Origin of the sequence: Vibrio sp. MMH1-50, from assembly GCF_022347645.1 — a bacterium.
Classification (GTDB): domain Bacteria; phylum Pseudomonadota; class Gammaproteobacteria; order Enterobacterales; family Vibrionaceae; genus Vibrio; species Vibrio harveyi.
Genome location: NZ_JAKRGG010000031.1, coordinates 1 through 16,477, shown reverse-complemented (window position 1 = coordinate 16,477; position 16,477 = coordinate 1). Strand labels below are relative to the sequence as shown.

At 45.0% G+C, this 16,477-nt stretch carries 14 protein-coding genes and 1 pseudogene; 11 read left to right on the top strand and 4 right to left on the bottom strand.

Features of this window, described 5'->3' with window-relative positions:
• The first annotated feature begins 27 nt into the window (after positions 1 to 27).
• Together MHO32_RS19125 and MHO32_RS19120 are read left to right on the top strand one after the other, a co-directional pair.
• Complete coding sequence (locus MHO32_RS19125; RefSeq protein ID WP_239213436.1) at positions 28 to 696, top strand: TRAP transporter small permease; 669 nt, start codon at positions 28 to 30, stop codon at positions 694 to 696.
• Between the two features lie 6 nt (positions 697 to 702).
• On the top strand, positions 703 to 2,064 hold the full coding sequence (locus MHO32_RS19120) for a TRAP transporter large permease (RefSeq protein WP_038898576.1): 1,362 nt from the start codon (positions 703 to 705) through the stop codon (positions 2,062 to 2,064).
• Positions 2,065 to 2,122: 58 nt separating this feature from the next.
• Here the strand turns inward: MHO32_RS19120 and MHO32_RS19115 are convergent, their stop codons facing one another.
• From MHO32_RS19115 to MHO32_RS19105, 3 genes are all read right to left on the bottom strand, one after another.
• The gene (locus MHO32_RS19115; protein WP_026000132.1) at positions 2,123 to 2,305 is read right to left on the bottom strand and encodes a hypothetical protein; all 183 of its coding nucleotides are present in this window, start codon (positions 2,303 to 2,305) and stop codon (positions 2,123 to 2,125) included.
• A 78-nt stretch (positions 2,306 to 2,383) separates the two neighbouring features.
• Positions 2,384 to 3,721 (bottom strand): sigma-54-dependent transcriptional regulator, encoded by a 1,338-nt coding sequence (locus MHO32_RS19110; RefSeq protein ID WP_239213434.1) that lies wholly within the window; start codon positions 3,719 to 3,721, stop codon positions 2,384 to 2,386.
• A 15-nt stretch (positions 3,722 to 3,736) separates the two neighbouring features.
• Positions 3,737 to 5,530 (bottom strand): sensor histidine kinase, encoded by a 1,794-nt coding sequence (locus MHO32_RS19105; RefSeq protein ID WP_038898575.1) that lies wholly within the window; start codon positions 5,528 to 5,530, stop codon positions 3,737 to 3,739.
• A 39-nt stretch (positions 5,531 to 5,569) separates the two neighbouring features.
• Here MHO32_RS19105 and MHO32_RS25850 point away from each other — a divergent pair.
• The 8 genes and pseudogenes from MHO32_RS25850 (at position 5,570) to MHO32_RS19070 (ending at position 14,912) form a co-directional block, all read left to right on the top strand.
• Positions 5,570 to 5,755 (top strand): annotated as a pseudogene (locus tag MHO32_RS25850) (hypothetical protein).
• A gap of 302 nt (positions 5,756 to 6,057) precedes the next feature.
• The gene (gene tig / locus MHO32_RS19100) at positions 6,058 to 7,362 is read left to right on the top strand and encodes a trigger factor (protein ID WP_009698344.1); all 1,305 of its coding nucleotides are present in this window, start codon (positions 6,058 to 6,060) and stop codon (positions 7,360 to 7,362) included.
• Between the two features lie 105 nt (positions 7,363 to 7,467).
• On the top strand, positions 7,468 to 8,094 hold the full coding sequence (clpP, locus tag MHO32_RS19095) for an ATP-dependent Clp endopeptidase proteolytic subunit ClpP (protein ID WP_005430931.1): 627 nt from the start codon (positions 7,468 to 7,470) through the stop codon (positions 8,092 to 8,094).
• Positions 8,095 to 8,165: 71 nt separating this feature from the next.
• Positions 8,166 to 9,446 carry an ATP-dependent protease ATP-binding subunit ClpX gene (gene clpX, locus MHO32_RS19090; protein ID WP_005430932.1) on the top strand — a complete coding sequence of 427 codons (1,281 nt, stop codon included), beginning with the start codon at positions 8,166 to 8,168 and terminating at the stop codon, positions 9,444 to 9,446.
• Positions 9,447 to 9,576: 130 nt separating this feature from the next.
• Positions 9,577 to 11,928 (top strand): endopeptidase La, encoded by a 2,352-nt coding sequence (gene lon, locus MHO32_RS19085; RefSeq protein WP_005446574.1) that lies wholly within the window; start codon positions 9,577 to 9,579, stop codon positions 11,926 to 11,928.
• 191 nt (positions 11,929 to 12,119) lie between these two features.
• Positions 12,120 to 12,392, top strand: a complete 273-nt coding sequence (locus tag MHO32_RS19080; protein ID WP_005430934.1) for an HU family DNA-binding protein — start codon at positions 12,120 to 12,122, stop codon at positions 12,390 to 12,392.
• Between the two features lie 215 nt (positions 12,393 to 12,607).
• Complete coding sequence (gene ppiD, locus MHO32_RS19075; RefSeq protein ID WP_009698342.1) at positions 12,608 to 14,467, top strand: peptidylprolyl isomerase; 1,860 nt, start codon at positions 12,608 to 12,610, stop codon at positions 14,465 to 14,467.
• A gap of 145 nt (positions 14,468 to 14,612) precedes the next feature.
• On the top strand, positions 14,613 to 14,912 hold the full coding sequence (locus MHO32_RS19070) for a ComEA family DNA-binding protein (RefSeq protein WP_005446580.1): 300 nt from the start codon (positions 14,613 to 14,615) through the stop codon (positions 14,910 to 14,912).
• A 152-nt stretch (positions 14,913 to 15,064) separates the two neighbouring features.
• On the opposite strand, the gene rrtA is transcribed toward MHO32_RS19070, so the two are convergent.
• Positions 15,065 to 15,616: a rhombosortase gene (gene rrtA, locus MHO32_RS19065; RefSeq protein WP_005446582.1), complete on the bottom strand. Its 552-nt coding sequence runs from the start codon at positions 15,614 to 15,616 to the stop codon at positions 15,065 to 15,067.
• Positions 15,617 to 15,619: 3 nt separating this feature from the next.
• Between rrtA and MHO32_RS19060 the strand changes: the two genes are divergently transcribed.
• Entirely contained in the window at positions 15,620 to 16,246 is a 627-nt protein-coding gene (locus MHO32_RS19060; RefSeq protein WP_239213432.1) for a tRNA-uridine aminocarboxypropyltransferase, read from the top strand.
• The last annotated feature ends 231 nt before the right edge of the window (positions 16,247 to 16,477 follow it).

The following is a 16,477-nucleotide window of genomic DNA, read 5'->3' as shown; positions in this document are numbered from 1 at the left end:
TTATCCCAATAATGACGTGATGTAATTATGGAACAGACTTTTTTTTCCAAGGCAGGACGAGTCACCGATGCGATTGAAGAAACGCTGATTGCGTTCTTTCTTGGTGCAATGACGTTGCTGACTTTTGCCAATGTTATTTTCCGCTATGTCTTTAACGACAACATCCTTTGGGCACTTGAGTTGACGGTATTCATGTTCGCATGGATGGTTTTGGTCGGTGCCTCTTACGGTGTGAAGAAGCACTTTCATATCGGTGTTGATGTCATCATTAACATGGTCCCCGAAGGCAAACGTAAGATCCTCGCACTGCTTGCTGCTGTGTGTTGTTTGGCATTTTCCATTCTACTGTTAATCGGCTCTTGGAATTACTGGTATCCGTTTGTCACTGAGCGTGCATGGTATGAAACCGACGATATTCCTATGCCTGAGATGTTTCAGTTTCTAGCGGACTGGCTCAACGAAGGGGAACGCTATGAGAAGCTTCCTCGTTTTATTCCTTACTTTGCTTTACCTCTTGGTATGGCACTTCTGACTTTTCGTTTTGTACAAATCACATGGCAGATCGCGACGGGTAAGTTAGACCGTTTGATTGCAGGTCATGAAGCAGAAGAAGAGTTGGAAGCACTTAAAGAAGAACTGAGCGAAGCCGCTGATGCGATTCCAAACGGCTCTTCGTCATCAGATCGCAAGGAGTAATAAATCATGGATATTCTGTTGTTATTCTTGATGGTCATTGGCTTCATGTTGATTGGTGTGCCAATTGCTGTCTCACTGGGTCTGTCCAGTATTCTTTTCTTATTGATGCACTCAGATGCTTCTCTTGCATCGGTAGCACAAACCTTATTTAACGCGTTTGCTGGCCACTACACCTTGTTAGCGATACCTTTCTTTATTTTGGCCTCTAGCTTTATGTCTACGGGTGGCGTTGCCAAGCGCATTATCCGCTTCGCGATTGCCATTGTAGGTTGGTTCCGCGGTGGGTTAGCGATGGCATCAGTTGTGGCTTGCATGATGTTTGCTGCACTTTCTGGCTCGTCCCCTGCGACGGTGGTTGCGATCGGTAGTATCGTTATCGCTGGTATGATCAAAAACGGTTACTCCAAAGAGTTTGCTGCAGGCGTGATCTGTAATGCGGGTACGCTGGGTATTTTGATTCCTCCTTCGATTGTGATGGTGGTGTACGCCGCTGCAACTGATGTGTCGGTTGGACGTATGTTCCTTGGTGGTGTGATTCCAGGCTTACTTGCAGGAGTGATGTTGATGATCGCCATTTACATTGCCGCACGGATCAAGAACTTACCCAAACAGCCTTTCGTGGGTTGGAAAGAAACCTTTGATGCCGCCAAAGATGCGAGCTGGGGTCTGTTGTTGGTGGTGATCATTTTGGGGGGTATCTACGGCGGTATCTTTACCCCAACAGAAGCGGCGGCAGTGGCGGCGGTGTATTCCTTCTTCATTGCCAACTTCGTTTACAAAGACATGGGTCCCTTTGCTGATAAGCAAAATAGTAAACCAGCCTTAGTTAAAGTGTTTCAGACTTTCGTTCATAAAGACACCAAACACACCTTGTATGAAGCAGGCAAGCTGACCATCATGTTACTGTTTATCATTGCCAACGCTTTGATTCTTAAGCATGTGCTGACAGAAGAACGCATACCGCAAATGATCACTGAATCTATGCTGTCGGCGGGGCTAGGTCCTATTACTTTCTTGATTGTCGTGAACGTGCTGCTGTTAATTGGTGGTCAGTTTATGGAACCTTCGGGCTTGTTGATCATTGTGGCACCGCTAGTGTTCCCAATAGCGATCGCTCTGGGCATCGATCCGATTCACCTTGGCATCATGATGGTCGTTAACATGGAAATTGGCATGATTACGCCACCTGTTGGACTTAACTTGTTTGTGACTGCTGGGGTCGCCAAAATGTCGATGATGAATGTGGTTAAAGCGGCGCTACCGTGGGTGGCGGTGATGTTCTTATTCCTCATTATCGTGACGTACGTTCCTTGGGTGTCAACTTGGTTGCCAACGACGCTGATGGGACCGGAAATCATTACTAAGTAGCGGCAGGGCAAGTGAACGGTAAGAGCCGAAACAGTTAACACAAAAGAGGTGTGACGATTCACACCTCTTCGTTTATTGACTTGTAGGAAGGTCTACGAGGGTCGGGATTGACTCTGCGCTCGTAACCAAGCCACTTCTTTCTATTTTTGCGCCGATCTTCACCGGATCGCCTTTCTTCCTGATAATGCCCGTCGACCATCACGGTATCTGTGATAACGGGTATCCTGATTTTCTCTGTCATATCCATATGAACCATTAAACTCTCGTTAGTAAAAAGTATGATTCAGGTTGGATATAACAACAAACCGCAAACGGCGTTTTATTTATATAGATCTTTATCTATCTGATAGCGTTGCATTTTGTCGTACAGGGTTTTTCGAGGCACATTCAATTGTTCCATCGTTTGCTTGATATTCCCGCTGTTCTCCAGTAGAGCACTCTCTATGGCTGCTTTTTCAAACTCTGCCACTTGTTCAGAAAGGCTCGATGGGGATGTAGATGTGCACGAAGCGTCGCCTAGCTGTATCAGTTTCCCAAGTAAAACAAATCGTTCTGCCGCGTTACGTAACTCACGCACATTACCCGGCCAATCATGTGCCATTAACTGAGCCAAATCTTGTGAGGAGAGGCTAGGGGAGGTTTTCCCATAGCGTGATGCGGCAACCAGTAAAAAGTGGTGGAATAGTGCGGGAATATCTTCCTTACGCTCGCGCATCGGCGGTAAATCCAGTGTTACCACATTGAGGCGATAATAGAGGTCTTGGCGAAATGTGCCTTGTTCAGAGGCTTGCTTTAAGTCCACCTTTGTTGCTGCAATCACTCGAATATCCAATGGCAATAACTCATTGGAACCAACCCGCTCAATCACTCTTTCTTGCAAAACGCGCAGTAAACGGATTTGTGCTTGAACTGGCATAGATTCGATTTCATCCAAAAATAACGTGCCACCCTGTGCAAATTCAAACTTACCGATGCGACGACTTTCTGCTCCGGTAAACGCCCCTTTTTCGTGACCATAAAGCTCGCTTTCGATGAGGTTCTCAGGTACTGCCCCACAGTTTACCGCGACAAAGTTTTGGTTCCGACGAGAGCTTTGTTCGTGCAGAGAGCGAGCTATCAGTTCTTTACCTGTCCCCGTTTCTCCAAACAGCAATATATCCGCATCGGTGTCAGCAATGTGAGTGATGGTTTCACGTAGCAGTTGGATACTTTCGGTTTCTCCAATAATACGTGGTCCCAAGGTTTGACTGGCTTTCAGGGATTGACGCAGTTTCTCATTTTCATTCGTCAGTTTGCGTTTCTCAATTGCGCGTTTGACGGTTTCTACCAGATGCTCAGGTGCAAATGGTTTTTCAATAAAGTCATAGGCTCCTTGATGAAGAGCTTGAACTGCCATTGAAATGTCGCCGTGTCCTGTGATCATGATGACGGGTAAATTTGGGTCGCGCTGGGTTAATGTGGTCAGTAAATCCATACCAGAAATGCCCGGCAAACAGATGTCGGTGACGACCACTCCCGAGCCTTCTCCTTGTTGCATCGCGATTAAAGCCGACTCTGCATCCGGAAAAAACTTGGCTTCTATGTCTGCCAGTTCAAAGGTTTGTTCGATCGCCAGTCTGAGATCGGCTTCGTCATCAATAAAAAACACCTGACACATAGTTCAATCCTTTTGTTATGTGGTGTGTGATGAAATAAGAGGTAAGCAAATGGAGAATCGAGCTCCGCCTTGCTCTCGATTCTGGGCGCTTAATTTGCCATTCATACCAGCTAAAATTTGTTGCGATATCGAGAGCCCTAAACCTAAGCCATTTTGCTTGGTGGTTAAAAAGGGTTCGCATAGCTGTGAAAAGGTGAACTCTCCGAGCCCCGTGCCATTATCATCGACATAAATCCATACGAGTTCGGCTTTTATATCTTTTTCGATAGACAAATGGACTTGCTTGTTTTCTTGCCCTTTGGTCGCTTCTATTGCGTTGGTCAATAAGTTCACCAGCACTTGTTCGAGTTGAATTGTGTTGATCTGTACTTCTACGTCTTGTTCTATGAGTTTGGTATTTAATGTCACTCGGGCTGATTTGAATGCCGGCTTCATCAGTTCTTTTGCGGAGGCAATAACGGGCAGAAGGTGAGTTTGCGCCAGCTCGTTCCCACTGGTCTTCTTAGCAAAAGAGCGCAGCTGCTGACTGATGTTCGCCATTCTGTCGGTCAGGGCGGATATACGCGTTAAGTTATCTTCCGTCCGTTCATATTTCTCTTTGTGCAAGAAAAGCTTACCGTTTTCAGCAAAACTGCGAATGGCGGCGAGGGGATTATTGAGTTCATGACTGATGCTTGCCGACATTTGTCCCAGCACAGCAAGTTTTGCGGCTTGCACCAGCTCGTCTTGGGTAACGCGTAAGGTTTGCTCTGTCTCGATACGTTGTGCTATCTCTGCTTGCAATTCAGCGGTGCGAGCCATTACCTGATATTCCAATTTCTGATTTGCTTCTTGCTGAATGCGTTCGATTTGTCGATGCCGCTGCTGGCGATGATAAATGAGCTGCCCAACGAGAAAGAGCACAGTAAAAACAAGCGTGAGAACAAGCAAATAGCCCATAGTGAACCAGATGACAGATTGCTTAGGAGAAAGCACTCGGATAGTGAGTTTGAGGTTTTCTAAAGGTAAGGATGAAACCACTAGTGTCCCTTTGTTATAGGGGTAGCCTTGCTTCGCTTCGGTATGCGCTAAGCTCATGTCACCGACGAACCCAAGTGAGTCGATTGTGGTGTTCAAATATTGCCTGCTTGCCCACACCTCTGCTGCAGTTGGCTCTTCGAGAGGCTGCAGGCTTTTGAACAACCAGTCATTGCGACTGCTCATAAATACAATACCGTTCGGGTCACTGGCTACGAAAACGCTGTTGGGTTGTTGCCAGTTGTCCTCTATCTTACTCAGATCCATTTTAACCACGACGACGCCGATCACTCCCCCAGCATAGACAATAGGGTAAGAGTAGTAATAACCACGCTTACCCGATGTTGAACCCAGCGCGTAATATTGGCTGCGTTGCCCTGTAATCGCTTGTTTAAAATAGGGACGAAAGGCGAAGTTGCGTCCGACGAAAGAACGTTCTTTACGCCAGTTGCTTGCAGCGATCGTTGTTCCCCATTTGTCTATTAAATAGGTGTCAGCCGCTTCAATGACGCCATTGACCGATTCTAAGTATCGATTGGTGATTTCAAGTTGTGCGCTGTTTTCTGGGTTAAGCAGCGCTTCGACCAAAGGTTCATCCTTAGAAAGCAGGTGTGGGATGTGAGCATATTTATCTAACTTATTTTGAATATGGCTAGAAAAGCGCTCCAACTGTGATTGATGCTTGTCGAGTAATGACTGGTAGCTATGGCTCCAAACCCAGTGACCACCGATGAACGCGCAGAGGAAATAGAAGGCGAAAAAAATCAGTATAATACGGTTTCTCTGCGACATCCCACGCTCCTTGACACCTTCCTTTTGTCACGTAAGAAAATGTTAATAGTTTGTAGAGATGAATAGGGATTTAGTTTCCAACTCTGTGGAGTAAAACAAGAGCAAGATCTCTTTTTAGGCTTTTCAATAAAAAAAGCTGTCGATTCTCTTGAAAAAGTCGCTATTGTCCCCATTCTAGATATGCTGACAGCGATGAAGCGGTGTTCAAATCGCATTTTTCGCTAATTTTGGGGTCAGTATTCGAGAATTTAGCGCAGACAATGTCCACATAGTGGCTATTGGCTCGACAGGGTAGCGACAGATCGCTAGAATGTCGCGTCTAAAAATTCTGTCCTGAGGCTAATAGGAGATACCTTTGGTGATGACACCGAAGATATCACTGATTAGTCCGATGTTGATTTTCAGCATCGATACTCGATTTTAAATTAGGTGTTCGGACAGGACACTACACAAGGATGAAGCGTGAACTCCGGAGAGTCTCGCTCATACGCTCGGACAAACCGAGCCACTTTAGAGGTTTATAAATAATGCAAGTTACTGTTGAAACGCTAGAAGGCCTAGAGCGCCGTCTAAACATTACTGTTCCAGCTGCAAACATCGAAGACGCTGTAACAGCTGAACTACGCAACATCGCTAAAAACCGTCGTTTCGATGGTTTCCGTAAGGGTAAAGTGCCTCTAAAAATGGTTGCTAAGATGTACGGCAAAGCAGTACGTCAAGACGTTCTTGGTGAAGTTATGCAACGCCACTTCATCGAAGCGATCGTAAAAGAGAAAATCAACCCAGCTGGCGCTCCAACTTTCGCTCCAGTTGAAAACAACGAAGGCGCAGACCTAGTTTTCACTGCAACTTTCGAAGTTTACCCAGAAGTTGAGCTTAAAGGTCTAGACAGCATCACTGTTGAAAAACCAACAACAGAAGTTAAAGATGCAGACGTAGAAGAGATGATCGAAACTCTACGTAAGCAACAAGCTACTTGGGCAGAAGTTGAAGAAGCTGCAGAAGCTGGTAAGCGTGTAAGCATCGATTTCGTTGGCTCTATCGACGGTGAAGAGTTCGAAGGCGGTAAAGCTGAGAACTTCCCACTAGAAATGGGCGCAGGTCGCATGATCCCAGGTTTCGAAGACGGTATCGAAGGTAAAACTAAAGGTATGGAATTCGAAATCGACGTAAACTTCCCAGAAGATTACCACGCTGAAAACCTAAAAGGTAAAGCAGCTAAGTTCGCAATCAAAGTGAACAAAGTTGAAGCTCGTGAACTACCAGAACTAAACGACGAGTTCGTTTCTAAGTTCGGTGTTGCTGAAGGTGGCGTTGAAGCACTTAAAGCTGAAGTTCGTAAGAACATGGAGCGCGAACTTAAGCAAGCTGTTAAGAACCGCATCAAAGAGCAAGCTATCGACGGTCTAGTTGAGCAAAACGAAATCGACGTACCAGCTGCACTTATTGACCAAGAAATCCAAGTTCTACGTCAACAAGCTGCACAACGCTTCGGTGGTAACCCAGAAGCAGCTGCACAGCTTCCACGTGAACTATTCGAAGAGCAAGCTAAACGTCGCGTAGTTGTAGGTCTTCTACTAGGCGAAGTAATCAAGTCTGAAGAACTAAAAGCTGACGACGAGAAAGTGAAAGCGCTAATCGAAGAAATGGCAACTGCTTACGAAGATCCATCAGAAGTTATTGCTTACTACGAGCAAAACGAGCAAATGATGAACAACATGCGTAACGTTGCTCTAGAAGAGCAAGCTATCGACGCGATCATCGCTAAAGCACAGGTTACTGAGAAAGAAGTAAGCTTCAACGAGCTACTTAACCAACAACCTGCTGCTTAATAAGCAATATCTTGCGTAGAAGGTTGACTTAACGTCGACTATTCTGCTAACAATGGTCCGTATGATACACATCATCCGGGCCATTTATTTTAGGGACATAAGAATATGAGCTACCAAGAAAAAAACGCAATGTCGCCAATTATTGACGCGCTAGTGCCAATGGTGGTTGAACAAACTTCCCGCGGCGAACGCTCTTACGACATTTACTCACGCTTGCTTAAAGAGCGCGTGATCTTTTTAACTGGTCAAGTGGAAGACCACATGGCAAACCTTGTCGTGGCTCAGCTACTTTTCCTAGAATCTGAAAATCCAGATAAAGATATTTTCCTATACATCAACTCGCCAGGCGGCAGCGTGACTGCAGGTATGTCTATCTACGACACAATGCAGTTCATCAAACCAAATGTAAGCACAGTATGTATGGGTCAAGCTTGCTCTATGGGTGCGTTCCTGCTTGCAGGTGGTGCGCCAGGCAAGCGTTACGTTCTGCCTAATTCACGTGTGATGATCCACCAACCACTAGGTGGCTTCCAAGGTCAAGCTTCTGATATTCAAATTCATGCTCAGGAAATCCTGACTATCAAGCAGAAGCTAAACAACCTATTAGCAGAACATACTGGCCAGCCTCTTGAAGTGATTGAGCGCGATACTGATCGTGATAACTTCATGTCGGCAGATCAGGCAGTAGAATACGGTATTGTGGATGCAGTGTTGAGCCATCGCGGCGAGTAATTTAGCCAGCGCATTTTGGCTAAATTTGATATACACTCATTCATAAAGAGTAAAGGCTAAGAGGTTAGCGAATGACAGATAAAAGCAAAGAAAGCGGCAGCGGCAAATTGCTGTACTGCTCTTTCTGTGGCAAAAGTCAGCACGAAGTTCGCAAGCTAATCGCAGGTCCGTCAGTTTACATTTGCGACGAGTGTGTCGACTTATGTAACGATATCATTCGCGAAGAAATCAAGGATGTTCTCCCTAAGAAAGAATCTGAAGCGTTACCAACGCCAAAACAGATCCGTGAACACCTTGATGACTATGTGATCGGACAAGATTACGCGAAAAAAGTGCTCGCAGTTGCGGTATATAACCACTACAAGCGTTTACGCAATGGTGATACAACGAGCGAAGGTGTGGAACTTGGTAAAAGTAACATCCTTCTAATTGGTCCTACTGGTAGTGGTAAAACACTGCTTGCTGAGACACTAGCTCGATTCCTGGATGTGCCATTTACAATGGCTGACGCTACCACACTAACCGAAGCTGGTTATGTTGGTGAAGACGTTGAAAACATCATCCAGAAGCTTCTGCAAAAATGTGATTACGATGTAGCGAAGGCTGAACGCGGCATTGTATACATTGACGAAATTGACAAGATTTCTCGTAAAGCTGAAAACCCATCAATTACGCGTGACGTATCTGGTGAAGGTGTTCAGCAGGCGCTACTAAAACTTATCGAAGGCACGGTTGCATCGGTTCCACCACAAGGTGGTCGTAAGCATCCACAGCAAGAATTCCTACAAGTGGACACGTCTAAGATCCTGTTCATCTGTGGCGGTGCATTTGCTGGTCTAGATAAAGTGATTGAACAACGTGTAGCAACAGGCACAGGTATTGGTTTTGGCGCAGAAGTGCGCTCGAAGAACGAAACCAAAACCGTTGGTGAACTATTTACTCAGGTAGAACCTGAGGATCTAGTGAAGTACGGTTTGATCCCTGAGTTCATTGGTCGTCTGCCTGTAACAACAACACTGACAGAGCTTGATGAAGAAGCGCTAATTCAGATCCTATGTGAACCGAAGAACGCGTTGACCAAGCAATATGCAGCATTGTTCGAACTAGAAGACGCAGAACTTGAGTTCCGTGAAGACGCGTTGCGTGCTATCGCTAAAAAAGCGATGGAGCGTAAGACGGGTGCTCGTGGTCTACGTTCAATCTTAGAAAGCGTTCTGTTAGAAACCATGTATGAACTGCCATCAGCGACTGACGTAAGTAAAGTCGTGATTGATGAATCAGTAATTAACGGTGAATCAGAACCATTGCTCATCTACAGCAATGCCGATAATCAGGCAGCTGGAGCAGAATAAATTCAGCCATAAATAAAAAGGAGGTAAGTAATTACCTCCTTTTTTTATTTCTTTTATTGAATCCAAATAATTAGCCCCCATATACTGCCTTAAGTAATACGTTAAACGTGAAAGCGGAAGAGAGAATTATATGAACTTGGAACGTTCCGAGCGTATCGAGATCCCGGTATTACCTCTACGTGACGTAGTGGTATACCCACACATGGTTATTCCATTGTTTGTTGGTCGTGAGAAATCGATTAGCTGTCTAGAAACAGCGATGGAAACAAACAAACAAGTTCTGCTTGTGGCACAAAAGCAAGCTGACACTGACGAGCCGACGGTTGAAGACCTATTCGAAGTAGGTACAGTTGCAACCATTCTTCAACTTCTTAAGCTACCTGATGGCACAGTAAAAGTGCTCGTTGAAGGTCAGCAGCGCGCTAAAATCAACCATTTCAAAGAGAGCGAATTCTTCCTTGCTGAAGCGGAATTTGTAGTAACACCTGAGTTGGATGAGCGTGAGCAAGAAGTGATTGTTCGCAGTGCGATTAACCAATTTGAAGGCTTCATCAAACTAAACAAAAAAATCCCACCAGAAGTACTGACTTCTCTAAGCGGTATTGATGAAGCTGCGCGTCTAGCAGATACCATTGCTGCGCACATGCCTCTTAAGCTGGTGGACAAACAACAAGTACTTGAAATTATTGATGTAACTGAACGTCTAGAGTTCCTAATGGGTCAGATGGAATCAGAAATCGATCTTCTTCAAGTAGAAAAGCGCATCCGCGGTCGCGTTAAGAAGCAGATGGAAAAGTCTCAGCGTGAGTACTACCTGAATGAGCAAATGAAAGCGATTCAGAAAGAACTTGGTGAGATGGAAGATGCGCCTGACGAGTTTGAAACGCTGAAGCAAAAGATTGAAGAATCGAAAATGCCTCAGGACGCACGTGAAAAGACAGAACAAGAGCTGCAAAAGCTTAAGATGATGTCTCCAATGTCGGCAGAAGCGACAGTTGTTCGCAGCTACATCGATTGGATGGTAAGCGTGCCTTGGAACAAGCGTTCTAAAGTGAAGAAGAACTTGGCGAAAGCCGAAGAGATTCTAAACGAAGACCATTACGGTCTAGAGCGTGTGAAAGAGCGTATTCTTGAGTACTTAGCGGTGCAGAACCGTATCAACAAGCTGAAAGGTCCAATCCTTTGTCTTGTAGGTCCTCCTGGTGTTGGTAAAACGTCTCTAGGTCGCTCAATTGCAGCGGCAACGGGTCGTAAATACACGCGTATGGCATTGGGTGGTGTACGTGATGAAGCGGAAATCCGTGGTCACCGTCGTACTTACATCGGCTCTCTGCCGGGTAAGCTAATTCAGAAAATGTCGAAAGTTGGTGTGAAAAACCCGCTGTTCCTTCTGGATGAAATCGACAAAATGTCTTCAGATATGCGTGGTGACCCATCATCAGCACTATTAGAAGTTCTAGACCCAGAGCAAAACAATGCATTTAACGATCACTACCTAGAGGTAGATTACGATCTTTCTGATGTTATGTTCGTTGCTACATCGAACTCGATGGATATTCCTGGACCGCTATTGGATCGTATGGAAGTGATTCGTCTTTCTGGCTACACAGAAGACGAGAAACTAAACATTGCAAAACGCCACCTTGTTGATAAGCAAGTTAAGCGTAATGGTTTGAAACCAAACGAGATTACCATCGAAGATTCTGCAATCATCGGTATCATTCGTTACTACACGCGTGAAGCGGGTGTACGTAGCCTAGAGCGTGAAATTTCTAAGATCTGTCGTAAAGCAGTGAAGAACATCCTGCTTGATTCAAGCTTGAAGTCAGTGACAGTTACGATGGATAACCTGAAAGAATACCTAGGTGTTCAACGTCATGACTTTGGTAAGGCAGATGACAGCAACCGTATTGGTCAAGTAACTGGTCTCGCTTGGACTCAAGTGGGCGGCGATCTACTGACGATCGAAACGGAAGCGATGCCAGGTAAAGGTAAGTTGACGCAGACAGGTTCTCTTGGCGACGTAATGAAAGAGTCTATCCAAGCGGCGATGACGGTTGTACGTTCACGTGCTGAGAAGTTGGGTATTAACTCAGACTTCTACGAGAAACGTGATATTCACGTACACGTACCAGAGGGTGCGACACCAAAAGACGGTCCAAGTGCGGGTATCGCAATGTGTACTGCGCTAGTTTCTAGCTTGACAGGTAATCCTGTGAAAGCAGAAGTGGGTATGACGGGTGAAATCACTTTACGTGGTGAAGTTCTACCTATCGGCGGTCTAAAAGAGAAGTTACTCGCGGCACACCGTGGCGGCATCAAAACGGTACTGATTCCGAAAGACAATGAGCGTGATTTGGAAGAGATTCCAGAAAATGTTATCGCGGATCTGAAGGTTATCCCGGTACAGTGGATCGACGAAGTTCTTAAAGTTGCACTTGAGCGAGACCCGACGGGCGTTGAGTTTCAGTCTCAAAAATAGTGATGTGTAGCAAAAATAAGTAAAACTTTACGCTGATAGGCTTAAAAAGGCTTGTCAGCGTTTTTTTTGGACGCTAAGTTAAGTTCGATAGCTTCCAGCCCTTGAAGGATAAGGGTTGAAGCATATTTTTTTAATTATGGAACGAAAGTCATCACAAAAATAATCACAGATGACACAAAGGGGAAATCACAGTGAATAAAACTCAACTAGTAGAACAAATCGCAGAAAACGCAGACATCTCTAAAGCATCAGCTGGTCGCGCTCTAGACGCATTCATCGAAGCAGTTAGTGGTACGCTTCAGTCTGGTGACCAAGTTGCTCTTGTTGGCTTCGGTACATTCAGCGTACGTACTCGTGCAGCACGCACAGGTCGTAACCCAAAAACTGGTGAAGAAATCCAAATCGCAGAAGCTAAAGTACCTTCTTTCAAAGCTGGTAAAGCTCTAAAAGACGCTTGTAACTAATTTTTTGTGTCGAAGACACAAGAGCTGGTTCAGCTAACGGCCATTGCATAACTTTTGTCCAAACAGTCAGATTTGAACAAAAATTTACAAACTAAGAGCCGAACTTTCTTAAATTATGCGCATCCTACTGATGCGCATTTCTTTTTCTGATATTATCGCGACATTACATTTTCTATTAGAAGCAGTCGGCTTCAATTGTGGAGAGCAGTTAAATTATGATGGATCGACTACGCGAAGGCGTGAACAGCATCGCGGTCAAAATTATCCTTGGACTTATCATCCTTTCTTTCGTTTTTGCTGGTGTAGGTAGCTACATTGTTGGCGGTAACAACAACGCGGCAGCGAAAGTAGGGAACACCGAGATTGCTCGTGGTGAGTTTGAGATGGCATACCAAAATGAGCGTAACCGCATGCAAGCTCAATTGGGTGATTACTTCTCTCAAATGCTGGCTGACCCTGCATACGTTGAATCGTTCCGCAAATCTGTTCTAGACCGCATGATCAACGATGTGCTACTTGACCAACAAGCTGAAGCTCTAGGTCTACGCATTAGCGATGCACAAGTTCGCAGCATGATTCTAGACATGCCTCAGTTCCAATCTAACGGTAAATTCGACCAAGAGATCTACCAAGCGTCTCTACGTCGCGCAGGCTTCTCTCCAGACTCATTCGCAGAGTACATGCGCCGTGAATTGGTTCGTGAGCAACTGCTGAACGCACTGCAAACAAGTGAATTCACGCTACCTGGCGAAGTTCAGGCAGAAGGCAAGCTGTTCACTCAAACTCGTGACGTTCGCACAATCACTATCGATTTGGCTGAGTTTGCTAAGAAAGTAGATCTTACTGATGAAGAAATTCAAGAGTACTACAAAGCAAACCCAGATAACTTCACTCGTCCTGAGCAAGTTAAAGTTGCTTACATCGAGCTTTCTGCTGAAGAGCTTAAGAAGCAAATCCAAGTTTCTGACGCAGAAGTTAAGAAATACTACGACGAGCACCTAGATAAGTACTCAACAGAAGAGCAACGTCGCGTAGCACACATCCTAGTTGAAGGTGATGATGAAGCGAAAGCGCAAGCAATTCTTGACGAGCTAAACGCAGGTGCTGATTTTGCTACACTAGCAAAAGAAAAATCGGAAGACTTTGGTAGCGCTGAAAATGGCGGTGACCTAGGCTGGATCGAACGTGATGTAATGGACCCATCTTTTGAAGAAGCGGCATTTGCACTTAAGAACCCAGGTGATATGACTGGTCTAGTGAAGTCAGATTTCGGTTACCACATCATTAAGCTTGAAGAGCTAAAAGGTGCAGTGGCGAAACCATTCTCTGAAGTTGCAGCTGAAATTAAACAAGAAATGGTAGACCAGAAAGCGGTAGATCAGTTCTATGAACTACAAAACGAACTTGAAAAAGTAGCGTTTGAATACCCAGATTCGCTAGATGACGCTTCTAAAGCGGTTGGTCAAAAAGTGAAGACGACAGACTTCATTTCTCAAGTTGATGCGCCAGAAGTTCTTAAGAACCAAGCTGTGATGCAGGCAATTATGAGCCCAGAAGTGAAAGAAGATGGTCTGAACTCTGAAGCAATCGAAGTGGCGCCTGAGCACATCATTGTTGTTCGTGTCGAAGATGCTCGTGACGAAACAGTTCTTCCACTAGCTGAAGTGAAAGATCAAGTGGTTGCAGAACTGTCTCGCGTTAAAGGCGAGCAAGGTGCGATCGAACTCGGTACGAAAGTTGTTGCTGCTCTGAAAGAAGGCAACACGGCTATTCTTGCTGAAAATGGTTTGGCGTTTGGTGAGCAAGAGTCTGTTGATCGTCGCTCTCCACTAGCAGCAACAGTATTTGCAATGGCGAAACCTGTTGATGGCAAGCCAGTGTTTGGTCAATCTAAAGATCTAGAAGGCAACATTGTTGTTGTTGAGCTTGATGCTGTTCATGCTGAGCTAGACAGCGCATTGGAAGAGCAAGTTGCGATGCAAATGCAACGTGCTTCTGCTCAACAAGATCTTACTTCGGTAATCTCTGTACTACGCGCAAACACTGACATTGAGTACTTTGTTGTGAGCAACTAAGCATTACTGATGTAATTTGCATGTTAACTAAAACGGGTCGCATTCGCGGCCCGTTTTATTTTTGTTTGAATAAACTTCAACATAAACAGCGCTTTGCATAGAGTAGTTTTCGTTTTAATACAAAAACTCAAGGGAGGGTGCTCAAATGAAATGGATGTTAACACTGTGCTTATTACTCTTAGCACCGATGAGCTGGGCAGAAGAGAGTAAGTCGGCTAACACAAAAGCAGCTAAGTACGAAGGTATCGAGATTACGGTAAACGTAAATACAGCTTCAGCGCAAGAGATTGCCACCATGCTAAAGGGTATTGGTGAAAAGAAAGCGAAAGATATCGTCGAATATCGTAATGAACACGGTCCTTTTAAAACCGTTGCGGATCTGACCAAAGTGAAGGGCATTGGCGATGCCACGGTGAAAAAGAATGAAGAGCGTATTTTGTTGTAATCAACGTTCTTGCCATTAAAAAGCGAAGTTTCTGTTTCCTATTACTGCTTTCCCGAACCAATCTTCTTTAATGGTTCGGGATTTTTTTGTTTGGTTAGCTTAAATGCGAAAATGGAGTGTGAAGAGCTCTTTTTAGCGTTTTGCCAAGGGAGCTAACCAAAGAGACGACGGTGTAGCAATTTTTCTAACCCAGCCATACCTAGACCACCAATTGCGCCAAATAAATGCGCATCAACAGCAACACGAGCCCCAATCATTGCAGCTGTACTAGTCGAAGGACCGTAGAACTGTTCCCAGGCGATTTTCGCAATTAGACCACCAACGAGCAGCATGCTGCTTCTTCTGCCATCAAAAACTTCACTCAGAGCCCAGAAACCGAACAATCCGTGCAGTACCCCTGATAAACCAACGTAAACCGACATATTAGTGAACAAGTTCATTGCACCAACAAAGGCGCACAAGACAATGAACACAATGAGAAAGTTGCGCACGGTAGGGCGGAAAATAAAACCAATAATCCATAGACCAGCTAAGTTCATACCAAGATGAGCAAAGTTGGTATGCGTCAAATTTCCTGTTACGATTCGCCACCATTCGCCATGGCGTATATTGTATGCATGCCATTCAGTTAGACTTGCCATTGGCTCGAATTGAAGTATTAAACAGATGACGCTGATGATGCTCAGCAATGTATAAAGGTTCACTCTATGTCTCGTTATTGTTCTCAGTGTGGAAAATCGCGCAAAGCTTGTATCTGCCAATGGATTGTATCGCTAGCAAACGAGGTTGAACTTATCATCCTTCAGCATACGAGTGAAGAGCATCGTCCTCTCGGTACGGCACGGATTCTCAATTTAAGCTTAAATCATTGTACTTGCTTGATTGGTGAAGATTTTTCTGACGATTCAGTTTTAAATGCCTTGCTTGAGGATGCAACGTACCAGCACTTTATTCTGTATCCTTCAGATCAGTCGTTGTGTCTTTCTCAGTTGGCAGATGAACGATCTGATACTACTAAGAAAACTCGTTTGATTTTACTTGATGGGACATGGAAGAAAGCTTACAAGATGTGGCAGCTTTCGACCAATTTACAGTCTATCCCCACGGTGAAGTTGCCGGAAAATCTACAAGGTCACTACACCATTCGTAAAGCACCGTCTGAAAACAGCTTATCGACGGTAGAAGCTGGGTATCATGCGTTAAGCTTGTTAGAGCCAAACCAAGATTTCACACCTTTATTGGCGGCGTTTGAGAAGATGATTGAGTTCCAAATCGCCCAGATGCCTCCGGGCGTATTTGAAAAGAACTATACCCAAGTAACCTCGAGATGCTAGGTTCAGCGAGAATGACTTGGGTTGTAGGCGCGGCGACGATTTAAAGATCTAGCCACTCTAAATCAAGAATCGGCAACAAAGTATACAAGCCAAGACAGCTCGCCCTTCGGGAGCGTGTCATTGCCCCGATTTCTGCGTCAAACAACTTGGAAAGAGCTGGCTATTACGCTGTGTTGTTTTCCTTGAACTCGAATCAATGACAACGCTCTGAATCCTGCATCTTGAAGTCAC

Excerpts from the sequence above, each read along its gene's own strand:
- MHO32_RS19125 (WP_239213436.1), top strand. The coding sequence starts at position 28 with ATGGAACAGACTTTTTTTTCCAAGGCAGGACGAGTCACCGATGCGATT.
- MHO32_RS19120 (WP_038898576.1), top strand. The coding sequence starts at position 703 with ATGGATATTCTGTTGTTATTCTTGATGGTCATTGGCTTCATGTTGATT.
- MHO32_RS19115 (WP_026000132.1), bottom strand. The coding sequence starts at position 2,305 with ATGACAGAGAAAATCAGGATACCCGTTATCACAGATACCGTGATGGTC.
- MHO32_RS19110 (WP_239213434.1), bottom strand. The coding sequence starts at position 3,721 with ATGTGTCAGGTGTTTTTTATTGATGACGAAGCCGATCTCAGACTGGCG.
- MHO32_RS19105 (WP_038898575.1), bottom strand. The coding sequence starts at position 5,530 with ATGTCGCAGAGAAACCGTATTATACTGATTTTTTTCGCCTTCTATTTC.
- tig (WP_009698344.1), top strand. The coding sequence starts at position 6,058 with ATGCAAGTTACTGTTGAAACGCTAGAAGGCCTAGAGCGCCGTCTAAAC.
- clpP (WP_005430931.1), top strand. The coding sequence starts at position 7,468 with ATGAGCTACCAAGAAAAAAACGCAATGTCGCCAATTATTGACGCGCTA.
- clpX (WP_005430932.1), top strand. The coding sequence starts at position 8,166 with ATGACAGATAAAAGCAAAGAAAGCGGCAGCGGCAAATTGCTGTACTGC.
- lon (WP_005446574.1), top strand. The coding sequence starts at position 9,577 with ATGAACTTGGAACGTTCCGAGCGTATCGAGATCCCGGTATTACCTCTA.
- ppiD (WP_009698342.1), top strand. The coding sequence starts at position 12,608 with ATGATGGATCGACTACGCGAAGGCGTGAACAGCATCGCGGTCAAAATT.
- MHO32_RS19070 (WP_005446580.1), top strand. The coding sequence starts at position 14,613 with ATGAAATGGATGTTAACACTGTGCTTATTACTCTTAGCACCGATGAGC.
- MHO32_RS19060 (WP_239213432.1), top strand. The coding sequence starts at position 15,620 with ATGTCTCGTTATTGTTCTCAGTGTGGAAAATCGCGCAAAGCTTGTATC.